The sequence below is a fragment of the Maribacter sp. UH1 genome, assembly GCF_056839145.1.
This window is the reverse complement of the sequence record NZ_CM166387.1, coordinates 957,501-971,842: the sequence shown is the minus strand read 5'-3', so window position 1 is coordinate 971,842 and position 14,342 is coordinate 957,501. Positions and strand designations below refer to the sequence as shown.

Here is a 14,342-nt window from a genome sequence, read left to right as displayed (position 1 = left end):
GCTTAGTAGCAAAGAATACAGATTATATGTTAACCTACCTGTTCGAATATTTAGAAAAACAATACCAGTTGCCTGGAGCTTCGCTGTTTCAGTTCAGCACATTCCGTGCGGCAATGGCTATTCTGTTTTCATTGATGATTGCGACAGTGTACGGTAAGCGCGTAATTCTATTTCTACAAAAGCAACAAGTAGGAGAGACTATTCGCGATTTAGGTCTGGATGGTCAAAAGCAAAAAGCAGGTACGCCAACAATGGGTGGGGTTATCATCATCATGTCCACATTGATACCGGTATTGCTGTTTGCAAGGTTAGAGAATATTTACATTATACTATTGATATTCACCACGTTGTGGATGGGAGCAATTGGCTTTTTAGATGATTACATCAAAGTATTTAAAAAGAACAAAGAAGGGTTAAAAGGTCGTTTTAAGGTTTTAGGGCAGATAGTATTAGGGCTAATAGTAGGTGCAGTACTTTATTTTCACCCAGAGGTGACTATGCGTGATCATGATAAAACAATTATTACGCAAGACTATACGGTAGAACAAGTAAAAGGCGCTGAGATTAAGTCGACCATGACTACGGTACCTTTCTTTAAGAACAATGAGTTTGATTATGGTAGCCTCATATCTTGGGCGGGCGATGGAGCAAAAGAATATGCTTGGTTGCTGTTTATACCAATTATCATATTAATTGTAACTGCAGTATCTAACGGCGCAAATTTAACCGATGGAATAGATGGTCTCGCGGCAGGTACATCCGCAATCATTGTATTTACGTTGGGCATTTTTGCCTTGGTATCTGGTAACATCATTTTTTCTGATTATTTGGACATAATGTACATACCACGAGTAGGTGAGTTGCTAGTATTCATTACGGCTTTTGCTGGAGCCTTGATTGGATTTTTATGGTATAATGCGTTCCCGGCACAAGTTTTTATGGGCGATACGGGTAGTTTAACAATTGGTGGTGTAATAGCAGTAATCGCAATTATAGTACGTAAAGAATTATTGATACCCGTGTTATGTGGAATCTTCTTTGCGGAGTCGCTTTCCGTGATGATACAAGTAGGGTATTTTAAATACACAAAGAAAAAATTTGGTGAGGGTAGACGTATATTTTTAATGTCTCCATTACATCACCACTACCAGAAAATGGGGTACCATGAAAGTAAGATCGTAACCCGTTTTTGGATTGTAGGTATACTATTGGCAATTGTAACTGTAGTGACCTTAAAAATTAGATAATGGCATTACTGGTAGTTCTTGGAGGAGGAGAAAGTGGAGTAGGAACAGCCATTTTAGGATTGAAAAAAGGATATGATGTATTTGTATCCGATAAAGGAAAAATTAAAGAGAAGTATAAAAACGTTCTTGAACATTTTGGAATTGATTGGGAGGAAGAACAGCATTCTGAAGACCGCATACTAAAAGCCGATTTGGTAATGAAGAGTCCGGGTATACCGGACAAAGTACCCTTGGTAAAGCAGTTGGTAGCGAAAGGTGTTCCTGTAATATCAGAGATAGAATTTGCATCAAAATACACCGATGCAAAAATCATTGGTATAACAGGTAGCAACGGAAAAACAACGACTACCATGCTAACCAACCACATTTTGGCAAATGCCGAATTGAAAGTGGGTATGGCAGGAAACATTGGTGATAGCTATGCGAAAATGGTTGCAGAGAATGATTTTGAGTATTATGTGCTTGAGATCAGTAGTTTTCAATTAGACGGCATAGTGGATTTTAAACCACACATTGCCGTGATTACGAATATTACACCAGATCACTTAGATCGGTATGAATATGAGTTTAAAAACTACATAGCATCGAAATTTAGAATTACGGAAAACCAAGACGAAAACGATTATTTGATTTATGATGCAGATGATACGGTTTTGGTAGAATGGCTGAACAAGCACCCGGTTAAATCAAAATTAATGCCCTTTTCATTGAATAAAGTATTTGAACAAGGCGCATTTATAGAACAAAACGAGATAATAATAAAAACAACAACAGACACTATTAGCATGACGAAGAACACTTTGGCCTTAGAAGGTCAGCACAATGTAAAGAACACAATGGCAGCGGCAACAATTGCCAAATTAGTCGGTATCCGTAAGGAAACGATAAGAGCTTGTGTTTCTAATTTTCAAGGGGCTCCCCACCGTTTGGAAAAGGTGTTGAAAATACATCATGTGGAATATATCAATGACTCAAAAGCAACGAATGTAAACGCTGCTTATTACGCATTGGATAGCATGAAAACACCTACTGTTTGGATTGTAGGTGGTGTAGATAAGGGCAATGAGTACATGGAGTTAATGCCATTGGTACGTGAAAAAGTAAAAGCGATTATTTGCTTAGGTGAGGATAATGAAAAGATCAAGCATGTATTTGGTAATGCTGTGGATCTATTGGTAGAAACCTATGCAATGGAAGAAGCTGTGAAAGTAGCTTATAAAATTGCGGAGCGTGGCGATACGGTTTTATTATCACCGGCATGTGCAAGCTTTGATTTGTTTAAGAACTATGAAGATCGCGGAGATCAATTTAAGAACTGTGTAAAGAACCTATAAGGTGTTGAATATATTTCAAAATATAAAAGGAGATAAAGCTATTTGGGCCATTGCGGCACTCTTGGCCTTATTTTCATTTCTACCAGTATATAGTGCCAGTAGTAATTTGGTATATGTAGTAGGTAGTGGTACGCCGGTTGGGCACTTGGTAAAACATGCCATACTGTTGTTTTTAGGCTTTGGAATAATTTACGGGGTACATAAAATACCTACGCACTTTTTTAAAGGGCTATCCATGATAGCGCTGCCCATAGTGTTGGTATTGCTCATATTCGTATTGGCGCAAGGTACTTCAAGTGGTGGTACCAATGCCAGTCGTTGGATCCGTCTGCCTTTGGTAGGTTTCGGTTTTCAGCCCTCTAACTTGGCGGCAGTAGTGCTAATGATTTATGTAGCGCGTTATTTCTCTAAGGTTAGAGATATTAAAATAACGTTTACTGAAAGCATTGTGCCATTGTGGTTGCCTGTATTTGCTGTAGTGGCGTTAATATTACCAGCTAACTTTTCAACTGCTGCTATTGTTTTCTCCATGGTTATGGTATTGTGTTTTTTAGGAGGATATCCTATGAAATACTTATTAGGTATTGTAGGAACGGGAATAGTGTGCTTGTCCATATTCATATTAACGGCAAAAGCGTTTCCAGATTTGTTTCCAAATAGGGTAGATACATGGATGAGCAGGATCGATAGTTTCTCTAATCCTGAAGATTCAGAAGGAACTTATCAAATAGAAAGAGCTAAAATAGCCATAGCTACAGGTGGAGTAATGGGTAAAGGAGCGGGTAAAAGTGTGCAAAAGAACTTTTTACCTCAGAGTTCATCAGATTTTATCTATGCGATTATAGTTGAAGAATATGGTTTGATAGGTGGATTTATTTTGATGCTATTTTATTTGTTTCTGTTGTTTAGGATAGTTGTCGTTGCCAACGGATGTTCATCGATCTTTAGCAAACTATTAGTGCTAGGGGTAGGATTACCTATTGTTTTTCAAGCGCTGATAAACATGGCGGTTGCGGTAGAATTATTTCCGGTAACGGGACAGAATTTACCATTGATCAGTAGTGGTGGTACCTCTAGTTGGATGACCTGTTTGGCGATAGGAATCATTTTAAGTGCAAGTAATAAAAGTATAGCGCAGGAGAGTGCTTCTGGCAATGATGTTGATATAGATGAAACGAACCCTTTAGAGATTTTAAGTGGGCAGTTATAAGTTCATTTTGTCAGGAGGAGGTACTGGCGGACATATTTATCCGGCCATTGCCATAGCGAACGAATTGAAAAGGAGATATCCTGATGCGGAGTTTTTGTTCGTAGGGGCGAAGGATAGAATGGAGATGGAGAAAGTGCCGCAAGCAGGATATAAAATAGAAGGATTGTGGATTACGGGAATTCAGCGAAAACTGACCCTTAAAAATCTACTTTTTCCAATAAAATTGATAAGTAGTTTAATGAGAGCAAATAGCATCGTATCGAAGTTTAAACCACACGCCGTAATTGGTACGGGTGGTTTTGCTAGTGGTCCGTTGTTAAAAATGGCAACCACTAAGGGTATTCCTTGTGTATTGCAAGAACAGAATTCCTTTGCTGGTATTACCAATAAACTATTAAAAGACAAAGTGAAAAAAATCTGCGTGGCCTATGATGGCATGGAGAAGTTTTTTCCGAAAGATAAAATTGTAAAAACAGGTAATCCTGTACGTTCAGATTTGGTGGTATTGAAAGCTACTAAAAATGAAGCTTTACAGTATTTTGAATTGAATGCCGATAAAAAAACACTTTTAGTATTAGGTGGAAGTTTAGGGGCAAGACGCATCAACCAATTGGTAGCCGATCATTTAGAATATTTTGAGGCATTAGGATTGCAAGTGATATGGCAATGTGGAAAAGGGTATTACGAAACCTATAAATCGCATCAGTCAGAGAATATTAAAGTACATGCTTTTTTAAACTCGATGGATAAAGCTTATGTAGCTGCAGATTTTATCATTTCAAGAGCAGGTGCAGGTGCAGTGTCAGAATTGTGTTTGGTTGGGAAACCAACATTCTTTATTCCGTCGCCAGTTGTAGCAGAAGATCACCAAACTATGAATGCATTATCTCTTGTTGGTCATAACGCTGCAATTATGATCAGGGAGAAAGAGCTTGATACAACATTTAAAACGGAGTTTGAATCTGTATTTAAATCCGAAGAAAAGCAACAAGAATTATCAAAGAATATTAAGTCGTTGGCATTACCAAATGCAACATCTGATATCTGCGATGAAATAGAAAAATTGATTAAATAAAATGAACGTAACGCAAATACATAGGGTGTATTTTATAGGCATTGGGGGCATAGGTATGTCTGCTTTGGCGCGTTATTTTGCGTTCATTGATAAAGCGGTTGCAGGGTACGATAAAACCGAAACTCCGCTTACACAAGAATTGGCAGCCTCAGGTATGAATATTCACTATACTGATGATATTGATACAGTGCCAGATGAATTTAAGAATGATGCAGCGCATACCTTGGTAGTGTATACGCCAGCGGTACCTTCTAGTCATTCTGAATATCAGTATTTTTTAAATAATGGGTTCACGATTAAGAAACGCTCAGAGGTACTTGGTTTAATTACTAAAGACTCTTTCTGTTTGGCAGTTGCCGGTACGCATGGTAAAACAACGACCTCTAGTATTTTGGCACATTTGTTAAAAGAAACAGGAGTAAAAATGACGGCGTTCTTAGGCGGAATTTCAGAAGACTTTAATAGTAATTTTCTTTTAGAAGGAACAGACTATTCGGTAGTCGAAGCAGATGAGTTTGATCGTTCATTTATGCAGTTGACGCCAAATGTAGCGTGTGTTACGTCTATGGATGCTGATCACCTTGATATTTATGGTGATGCGCAAGAATTGGAAAGAACATTTGTTGATTTTACCAAACGCTTAAAACCGGGTGGTAAACTATTTGTTCGTAATGGTTTGCCTTTAGAAGGGTTGACCTATGGTATAGAAGACGATTCGGATTATTGCATTCGAAACATAAAAATAGAACATGGCACCTACATATTCGATTTGGAGACCCCTGACCTTAAACTGGAAGGGGTTGAATTCAACAAACCAGGTAGACATAATTTGTTGAATGGTTTGGTGGCTTTCGCAATGGCGATGCAAGCAGGTTCCCCACCGCATCGCCTTGCAGAGGCATTAGCAACATTTAAAGGAGTGCAAAGGCGTTTTTCGTACAAAATCAAAAATGATGCTTTCGTTTTTATAGATGATTATGCGCATCACCCAACAGAAATAAATGCTGTTTTTGAAGCAGTTGCAGAAATGCATCCAAATAAAAAAGTATTGGCGATTTTTCAGCCACACTTGTTTTCAAGAACACGTGATTTTGCAGATGAGTTTGCAAAAAGCTTGTCGCAATTCCAGAATATTTTGTTGCTGGATATCTATCCGGCTAGAGAAGAACCACTTGAGGGGATAACATCAGAATGGTTGTTGGAAAAGGTAAATAGCGGTAATAAAAAATTAATTTCGAAAGAACAAATCCTTTCTGAAATAAAAAAACAGGATCCTGATGTTTTACTAACAATGGGAGCCGGAGATATAGGTTTAGAAGTTGTGAAAATTAAAAAAGAAATGTCGTATGCAGGTTAATTGGAATTTTATAAAGTTAGCGGCTTTAGTTCTAGTAATCATGGGGTTATATGCTTTTTCAAATGAGCGTAATAGCGCTAAAAATGTTACGGGAATGAAGGTAGAATTCATTGGGGATCAAAATTTGTACCTCACTGAAGGAACGGTTAATAAATTGTTAATACAAAATTACGGTAGCCTTGATAATGTGCCTAAAGAAAATATAGTTTTGAATACTGTAGAAAAGGCCCTTGAGGCCAATGAAATGGTGAAAAGTGCACAAGTCTATCTAACAATAGATGGTCAGCTAACGTCTAAAATTGTTCAAAGGAAACCAATAGGGCGCATAGAAGGGAACACAAAGTTCTATTTGGACGATGAAGGAAAGAGAATGCCTCTTTCAAATAATCATTCGGCTAGAGTTCCTATCATCACAGGCAATATCAGTGGTAAAAGCCTTGAGGATGTTTATGTCATATTGGAACACATAAATATGGATGATTTTTTTCGGGAATCTGTAATTGGTATTCATATCAAAGGAGAAGAAGAATATCAGTTACGATTAAGGCTTAACAATTTTGTTGTAAACATAGGTGGTATTGAAGATTTAGATGCCAAGTTTAGCAATTTTAAGGCATTTTATGCCAAAGCGAACAAGGATGAGACCTTGGAGGATTATGCAGAAGTAAGTTTAGAATTCAATAACCAGGTGGTGTGCACTAAAATATAATAAAATGGAACAAACTAAATATTCAGTCGGTTTAGACATAGGAACAACAAAAATCGTTGCCATAATCGGAAAACAAAACGAGTATGGTAAAATTGAGATTTTGGGTATCGGTAAGTCCAAAAGTTTAGGTGTACACAGAGGGGTGGTAAATAACATTACCCAGACCATAAAATCTATACAGCAGGCGGTTGAAGAGGCAGAAGCAAATTCTGGTCTTAAGATTGGATCTGTTGTTGTTGGTATTGCCGGTCAGCATATTAGAAGTTTACAGCACAGCGATTACATCACCAGAAAAGATTCTGAGGAGGTAATAGGAGAAGAAGATGTAGACTTGTTATGTAATCAAGTGCACAAATTGATTATGCTACCAGGTGAGGAGATTATTCATGTGTTACCACAAGAATACAAAGTTGACGGGCAAGCGGAAATCCGTGAACCTGTTGGTATGTACGGTGGTAGGCTAGAAGCTAACTTTCATGTGGTAGTTGGTCAGGTAGTTTCCATTAAAAATGTAGGTCGTTGCATTAAAAGTGCAGGATTGGATTTAGGAAATATAACACTAGAGCCATTAGCATCATCTGACGCAGTACTGAGTCAAGAAGAAAAAGAAGCTGGTGTAGCATTGATCGATATAGGTGGTGGTACAACTGATCTTGCCATTTTTAAAGATGGTATCATTAGGCATACTGCGGTTATTCCTTTTGGTGGTGGAGTTATTACCGAGGATATAAAAGAAGGATGTTCAATTATTGAGAAGCAAGCCGAATTGTTGAAAACAAGATTTGGTTCTGCTTGGCCAGGTGAGAATAGAGATAATGAAATTGTGTCCATACCAGGTTTACGTGGTAGAGAGCCAAAAGAGATTTCATTGAAAAATCTATCTAAGATTATTCACGCCCGTGTAGTTGAAATTATTGAGCAAGTGTATGTAGAAATCAAAAACTACGGTCACGAAGAGCAAAAGAAAAAATTGATTGCTGGTATCGTGTTAACAGGTGGTGGTAGCCAGTTGAAGCATTTAAAGCAATTAGTAGAATATATAACAGGTATGGATACTCGTATCGGGTACCCTAACGAACATTTGGCTGGCGATTCTGATGAAGAAGTTGCTAGTCCATTGTACGCAACAGCTGTTGGTCTTTTAATGAATGCCATTAAAAACCAAGAGAAGTTGAAATTGACGCAAGAAGAGATTTTACAAGAACAGGAGCTAAAGCAAGAAGAAGAGTTGGTATATGCAGATCATAATACGGAAGCAGTAGCTCGCCCCAACCTGCATAAAGAAAGAAAATCCGTTTTTGATAAGTGGTCTGAAAAATTGAAAGAATTTTTAGATAACGCAGAGTAATAAGCATAGCATAAGAGAATACATAACCAGTAATAATTAGAATATGAGTAAGAACAGCGAATTTGATAATATCTCCTTTGATCTACCAAAGAATCAAAGCAACGTTATAAAAGTCATTGGTGTAGGTGGCGGTGGTAGTAATGCCATTAATCACATGTTCCAGGCAGGAATTAACGGAGTTGATTTTGTAATCTGTAATACGGATTCTCAGGCTTTAGACAATAGTCCGGTGCCAAACAAAATACAATTAGGTGTATCATTAACAGAAGGTTTGGGTGCTGGTGCCAATCCTGAAGTAGGTGAACAAGCTGCCATGGAAAGCATGGAAGAGATTAAAAGTATGTTGGATACAACTACTAAAATGATATTCATTACTGCTGGTATGGGCGGGGGAACAGGAACTGGTGCTGCTCCCGTAATTGCCAAGTTTGCAAAAGAAATGGATGTTCTTACTGTTGGTATCGTTACTATGCCGTTTCAATTCGAAGGTAAAATGAGAGTTGAGCAGGCACAACGTGGTATTGAAAAATTACGTAATAATGTCGATTCGCTGATCGTCATTAATAACAATAAATTAAGAGAAGTATACGGTAACCTTGGTTTTAAAGCTGGGTTCTCTAAGGCTGATGAAGTATTGGCAACTGCTGCTAGAGGTATTGCAGAAGTTATTACACATCACTATACACAAAACATAGATTTACGTGATGCTAAAACAGTACTGTCAAATAGTGGTACTGCTATAATGGGGTCTGCTATTTCATCTGGTTCTGCTAGGGCTAATGAAGCGATCATGAAAGCATTGGATTCTCCGTTGTTGAACGATAACAAGATTCAAGGAGCTAAAAACGTATTGTTATTAATTGTTTCTGGTGCACAAGAAATTACAATTGACGAGATTGGTGAAATCAATGATCATATTCAAATAGAAGCAGGATACGGAGCAAACATTATTATGGGTGTTGGTGAAGATGAGAGCTTAGGTGAGGCTATTGCTGTTACGGTAATTGCAACTGGGTTTAATATAGAGCAACAAGATGATATTGTAAATACCGAGTCTAAGAAAATTATCCATACGTTAGAAGAAGGGCAACGTGCAGAAGCAATGTTGTTATCTAACCAAAAAACAGTTCATACTTTAGAAATGGACGATGAGGAAGAGGAGGTAAAACAAGTCAAACCCGTAAAAAAGTATGAGTTCGTTGAGGAAGAAGATTTTGACTTGATACCTACAACGAACTATATTAAAAATTTCAATGTTTTTTACGAGGAAGTATTAGCCGAAAATGTTTCAGAAGAAGATTTTGTAATAGTAGATGCACCATCTTCTTTTAGAGATATGGAAGTTGTTGATCCAGAAGAATTGAAAGTTGAGGAAAAGGATGATCAATTCACGGTTGGTTTTGAGCCTTCTTCAAAAGATGAAGAGGAGAAAGAAAATGTAATCATGTTTGACTTACATGATGAAGTAAAAGATATTGATGTAAAAGAAAGCATTGAAATCGTACCGGTTTTAGAATACAATAAGAATGGTGAAAAACGCTATAGCTTAGATGACTATATGCAGTTAGAAAGTAAACTGACTGGAGCAAAGTCTAAAGCAGAAGAATTTGAGCCTAAGGTTATTGAAGATGAGTTGGTATTTGAAAGAAAGACAGTGGCACCAAGTAGGGAAACAAGTCCAGAGGAACCGTTAGATCCAATGGAAACTCCTATTGAAGAATTATTAAGAGATAGAGCTGATGAGCGCAGAAGAAAACTAAAAGATTTCAATTATAAGTTTAAAAACAACGCGCCTACAAGTTATGACGAAAAGAAGCCGGCATACCAAAGACAAGGAGTTGATTTAAATGAAAGCTCAAGAGAAAAAAAGATTTCTAGAACCTCTTTAAGCGGAGATAGTAATGATGATATTCAATTGAGATCTAACAACTCATTTTTACATGATAATGTAGACTAATAGTAAGTCTTACAATATTTTTAAAACCCGAAAACTAATATAGTTTTCGGGTTTTATTTTTTATCTTCGCAGACCAAAATAAAAGAGATATGGCTTTGCAGCAAAGAGTAATGGAACAGTTGAAATTAGCAATGAAAGCAAAGGATTCCGTAGCACTAGAATCGCTTAGAGCTATAAAATCTGCATTGTTGGTGGCAAGTACGAGTGGAGGTGAAGAAATTACCGAAGATGACGAAATACAGATTGTACAGAAGTTGGTAAAACAAAGAAAAGATAGTGCAGCCATTTTTATAGAACAAGGACGACAAGATCTTGCTGATCCAGAATTAGCTCAGATTGCTGTAATAGAGCAATTTTTACCAGAACAACTTACAGAGGAAGAAGTAGAAAAGGTTGTAGTTCAAACTATAGATGCTACCGGTGCTTCAGGTATGAAAGATATGGGTAAGGTGATGGGGATTGTTTCTAAGGAATTAGCTGGTCAAGCAGATGGTAAGTTGATTTCTACAATCGTAAAAAAGAAATTGGCATAATATAGATTCGTATTAGGGTATTTTTAATTTTGCTAATTGCTAATTGCTAATTGCTAATTGCTAATTGCTAATTGCTAATTGCTAATTGCTAATAAATAATTATGGCCTCGTGGCGCAACTGAATAGCGCATCAGATTTCGGCTCTGAGGGTTGGGGGTTTGAATCCCTTCGAGGTCACTTAAATCCAAGGTCTTGCTTTTGCAGGACCTTTTTTATTTTAAATTATGTTTTACGTATATATTTTAAGAAGTGAAATTGATGGTCGTTTATATAAAGGAATGACTACCGATCTTCAGAAAAGAATAGAACAACATAATTTAGGTAAGAATAAATCTACTAAAGGTTTTTTACCGTGGGTTATGGTTTATAAAGAAGAATTTGAAACCAGAGTTGAGGCAAGAGCAAGAGAAAAATACTTTAAATCAGGAATTGGTCGTGAGTACTTAAAAAGCATTCTTGACGATTAAGGTTAGCGTATCAGACCTGCCTGCCGGCAGGCAGGTTTCGGCTCTGAGGGTTGGGGGTTTGAATCCCTTCGAGGTCACTTAAATTAAAGGTCTTGCTTTTGCAGGGCCTTTTTTTGGTTTTAAATAATACGATTGTTTTAATTTGGTGATTGTACTTTTTGACAAACGCATATCTGTATATCTGTGTTACTATGTTTTGATGCTGTTATTTTTGAATATTAAAGTACAGTTGGATAATTAAATATTATTATTCTGTATACCGTAAGCTCAAATTATAATGGTTCTTAATGGATAGTTGTTTAATAATCTTCCGTTTGCTTACATCAATAATTAGACACATTATATAGGTGTAGAATTAAATACACTTTTTTTGACTATCCATTTTGTCATTTAGTAAGGACGAAAATTAAATATTGATACGCTTTTGTGTTTTTATTCGAGTAATAGATGGAGGAGATGATGAGTATTTGAAGCTTGTTTTGTTTTTTAAATTATGGTTTGTAGTTTAAAATACTAGCAAGGTTATAGGTGGAATATGTTACTTAATGCTGCAGTGGGTTTAATGGTTGAATTATCACCTCATTTTATCCTTCTCCAACCCTGTCAAAATCATGCAGTTATGTTTTGGTGAAAAAACTTTCGTTTTTTATTTAAAAAAATGGTTGTGTAATTAATAATAGTGTGTACATTTGCACCCCGCAAACGAGGAAGATGATTTTGGAATCGGGAGTGGGAAATAGGTTCTTAGGTATGTTGTTTTGTTCTGGTGAAAAAAAGAAAAATAATTTTTTTTCGATAAAAGTTGTCAGGTTAAAAAACAGTTGTATATTTGCAGCCGCTTAGGGAAACACCTAAGGGAAACGAGGCGGGGAAATCGAGAGATTTTGAGCTGAGTGGATAGAAGTTCATTGAAATATTGTGGAGATAAGAATCGAGAATAGGTGAGGACCTTTTCGAGAGGAACAAGAATTAAGGAAACATGAAAATTCAGTATATGCCCAAGGGTATATATAAGGAATTGAATCGAGAGTCGGGGCCGGGATGGATTTTGACTTCGTTGGGACGAATATTTACAAAACAACGATGAAGAGTTTGATCCTGGCTCAGGATGAACGCTAGCGGCAGGCCTAACACATGCAAGTCGAGGGGTAACATTTGTGCTTGCACAAGATGACGACCGGCGCACGGGTGCGCACCGCGTATGGAACCTACCTTGTACAGGGGAATAGCCCAGGGAAACTTGGATTAATGCCCCGTAGTACCGTGACCCGGCATCGGGATACGGTTAAAGCCTTCGGGCGGTATAAGATGGCCATGCGTCCCATTAGCTTGTTGGTAAGGTAACGGCTTACCAAGGCTACGATGGGTAGGGGCCCTGAGAGGGGGATCCCCCACACTGGTACTGAGACACGGACCAGACTCCTACGGGAGGCAGCAGTGAGGAATATTGGACAATGGAGGAGACTCTGATCCAGCCATGCCGCGTGCAGGAAGAATGCCCTATGGGTAGTAAACTGCTTTTATACGGGAAGAAAAAAGAGTACGTGTACTCTACTGACGGTACCGTAAGAATAAGGACCGGCTAACTCCGTGCCAGCAGCCGCGGTAATACGGAGGGTCCGAGCGTTATCCGGAATTATTGGGTTTAAAGGGTCCGTAGGCGGGCCGATAAGTCAGGGGTGAAAGTTTGCAGCTCAACTGTAAAATTGCCTTTGATACTGTTGGTCTTGAGTTATAGTGAAGTTGCCGGAATATGTAGTGTAGCGGTGAAATGCATAGATATTACATAGAACACCGATTGCGAAGGCAGGTGACTAACTATATACTGACGCTGATGGACGAAAGCGTGGGGAGCGAACAGGATTAGATACCCTGGTAGTCCACGCCGTAAACGATGGATACTAGCTGTCCGAGGCCTTGAGTCTTGGGCGGCCAAGCGAAAGTGATAAGTATCCCACCTGGGGAGTACGTTCGCAAGAATGAAACTCAAAGGAATTGACGGGGGCCCGCACAAGCGGTGGAGCATGTGGTTTAATTCGATGATACGCGAGGAACCTTACCAGGGCTTAAATGCATATTGACAGGTCTAGAGATAGATTTTCCTTCGGGCAATTTGCAAGGTGCTGCATGGTTGTCGTCAGCTCGTGCCGTGAGGTGTCAGGTTAAGTCCTATAACGAGCGCAACCCCTACCGTTAGTTGCCAGCATGTCATGATGGGGACTCTAACGGGACTGCCGGTGCAAACCGTGAGGAAGGTGGGGATGACGTCAAATCATCACGGCCCTTACGTCCTGGGCCACACACGTGCTACAATGGTAGGTACAGAGAGCAGCCACGTCGCAAGGCGGAGCGAATCTATAAAACCTATCACAGTTCGGATCGGGGTCTGCAACTCGACCCCGTGAAGCTGGAATCGCTAGTAATCGGATATCAGCCATGATCCGGTGAATACGTTCCCGGGCCTTGTACACACCGCCCGTCAAGCCATGGAAGCCGGGAGTGCCTGAAGTCCGTCACCGTAAGGAGCGGCCTAGGGCAAGATCGGTAACTAGGGCTAAGTCGTAACAAGGTAGCCGTACCGGAAGGTGCGGCTGGAACACCTCCTTTCTAGAGATTGTCCTTTAAGGACGGTCCCTGATGAAGTAAAGAATCGGAATAACGGTCCCGGTCTTTTGATTTAATAATGTTTTCGCTTTAAGAATTGTTCGAAAAAAATAATCTCCATGATCATGATATATAAGTAATTGCTTTTTCCAAAAAAGGTATTTATACTAAGAGGAAGGAGTAGGGACAGTCCCATAGCTCAGCTGGTTAGAGCGCTACACTGATAATGTAGAGGTCGGCAGTTCGAGTCTGCCTGGGACTACAAAAAAGGAATTCGTTTAGAGATAGGCGAAACGTTCATATATTGAAATATTGAAGGAAATTTTAGAAGTTGTGCTACCTGTCAACTGTAAACTGGCAACTGCCGACTTATAGAATGGGGGATTAGCTCAGCTGGCTAGAGCGCCTGCCTTGCACGCAGGAGGTCATCGGTTCGACTCCGATATTCTCCACTGGGCGATGCCCAGGGATAATTTATTTTATCTCGAAGTATCGCAGATG

General features: G+C 38.8%; 10 protein-coding genes, 3 tRNA genes and 1 rRNA gene. All 14 read left to right on the top strand.

The window, feature by feature from the left end; all coding sequences use genetic code 11:
• Positions 1–26: 26 nt before the first annotated feature.
• The gene (gene mraY, locus UH1x_RS04225) at positions 27–1,247 is read left to right on the top strand and encodes a phospho-N-acetylmuramoyl-pentapeptide-transferase (RefSeq protein WP_036156187.1); all 1,221 of its coding nucleotides are present in this window, start codon (positions 27–29) and stop codon (positions 1,245–1,247) included.
• Positions 1,247–2,581, top strand: coding sequence for a UDP-N-acetylmuramoyl-L-alanine--D-glutamate ligase (gene murD, locus UH1x_RS04220; RefSeq protein WP_482625306.1), 1,335 nt, complete (start codon positions 1,247–1,249; stop codon positions 2,579–2,581). The genes mraY and murD overlap by 1 nt, the downstream gene beginning before the upstream one ends.
• Before the next feature lies 1 nt (position 2,582).
• Positions 2,583–3,791 carry an FtsW/RodA/SpoVE family cell cycle protein gene (locus UH1x_RS04215; protein WP_482625305.1) on the top strand — a complete coding sequence of 403 codons (1,209 nt, stop codon included), beginning with the start codon at positions 2,583–2,585 and terminating at the stop codon, positions 3,789–3,791.
• Positions 3,778–4,866 carry an undecaprenyldiphospho-muramoylpentapeptide beta-N-acetylglucosaminyltransferase gene (gene murG / locus UH1x_RS04210; RefSeq protein WP_036156181.1) on the top strand — a complete coding sequence of 363 codons (1,089 nt, stop codon included), beginning with the start codon at positions 3,778–3,780 and terminating at the stop codon, positions 4,864–4,866. Before UH1x_RS04215 ends, murG begins: the two co-directional genes overlap by 14 nt.
• 1 nt (position 4,867) lies before the next feature.
• Positions 4,868–6,223 (top strand): UDP-N-acetylmuramate--L-alanine ligase, encoded by a 1,356-nt coding sequence (gene murC, locus UH1x_RS04205; RefSeq protein WP_482625303.1) that lies wholly within the window; start codon positions 4,868–4,870, stop codon positions 6,221–6,223.
• Positions 6,213–6,932 carry a cell division protein FtsQ/DivIB gene (locus UH1x_RS04200; protein ID WP_482625301.1) on the top strand — a complete coding sequence of 240 codons (720 nt, stop codon included), beginning with the start codon at positions 6,213–6,215 and terminating at the stop codon, positions 6,930–6,932. The genes murC and UH1x_RS04200 overlap by 11 nt, the downstream gene beginning before the upstream one ends.
• Positions 6,933–6,936: 4 nt before the next feature.
• Entirely contained in the window at positions 6,937–8,280 is a 1,344-nt protein-coding gene (ftsA, locus tag UH1x_RS04195; RefSeq protein ID WP_482625299.1) for a cell division protein FtsA, read from the top strand.
• Positions 8,281–8,323: 43 nt separating this feature from the next.
• Complete coding sequence (ftsZ, locus tag UH1x_RS04190; protein ID WP_482625297.1) at positions 8,324–10,237, top strand: cell division protein FtsZ; 1,914 nt, start codon at positions 8,324–8,326, stop codon at positions 10,235–10,237.
• 89 nt (positions 10,238–10,326) lie between these two features.
• Positions 10,327–10,770 (top strand): GatB/YqeY domain-containing protein, encoded by a 444-nt coding sequence (locus UH1x_RS04185; protein WP_396633599.1) that lies wholly within the window; start codon positions 10,327–10,329, stop codon positions 10,768–10,770.
• Between the two features lie 103 nt (positions 10,771–10,873).
• A tRNA-Arg gene (locus UH1x_RS04180) sits at positions 10,874–10,947 on the top strand.
• 47 nt (positions 10,948–10,994) lie between these two features.
• Positions 10,995–11,237, top strand: a complete 243-nt coding sequence (locus tag UH1x_RS04175) for a GIY-YIG nuclease family protein (protein WP_482625295.1) — start codon at positions 10,995–10,997, stop codon at positions 11,235–11,237.
• Between the two features lie 1,080 nt (positions 11,238–12,317).
• A 16S ribosomal RNA gene (locus tag UH1x_RS04170) occupies positions 12,318–13,844 on the top strand.
• 185 nt (positions 13,845–14,029) lie between these two features.
• Positions 14,030–14,103: transfer RNA gene (locus UH1x_RS04165), tRNA-Ile, on the top strand.
• Between the two features lie 116 nt (positions 14,104–14,219).
• A tRNA-Ala gene (locus UH1x_RS04160) sits at positions 14,220–14,293 on the top strand.
• The last annotated feature ends 49 nt before the right edge of the window (positions 14,294–14,342 follow it).

Coding starts and splice junctions, on each gene's coding strand:
- mraY (WP_036156187.1), top strand. CDS start 27: ATGTTAACCTACCTGTTCGAATATTTAGAAAAACAATACCAGTTGCCT.
- murD (WP_482625306.1), top strand. CDS start 1,247: ATGGCATTACTGGTAGTTCTTGGAGGAGGAGAAAGTGGAGTAGGAACA.
- murC (WP_482625303.1), top strand. CDS start 4,868: ATGAACGTAACGCAAATACATAGGGTGTATTTTATAGGCATTGGGGGC.
- UH1x_RS04200 (WP_482625301.1), top strand. CDS start 6,213: ATGCAGGTTAATTGGAATTTTATAAAGTTAGCGGCTTTAGTTCTAGTA.
- ftsA (WP_482625299.1), top strand. CDS start 6,937: ATGGAACAAACTAAATATTCAGTCGGTTTAGACATAGGAACAACAAAA.
- ftsZ (WP_482625297.1), top strand. CDS start 8,324: ATGAGTAAGAACAGCGAATTTGATAATATCTCCTTTGATCTACCAAAG.
- UH1x_RS04185 (WP_396633599.1), top strand. CDS start 10,327: ATGGCTTTGCAGCAAAGAGTAATGGAACAGTTGAAATTAGCAATGAAA.
- UH1x_RS04175 (WP_482625295.1), top strand. CDS start 10,995: ATGTTTTACGTATATATTTTAAGAAGTGAAATTGATGGTCGTTTATAT.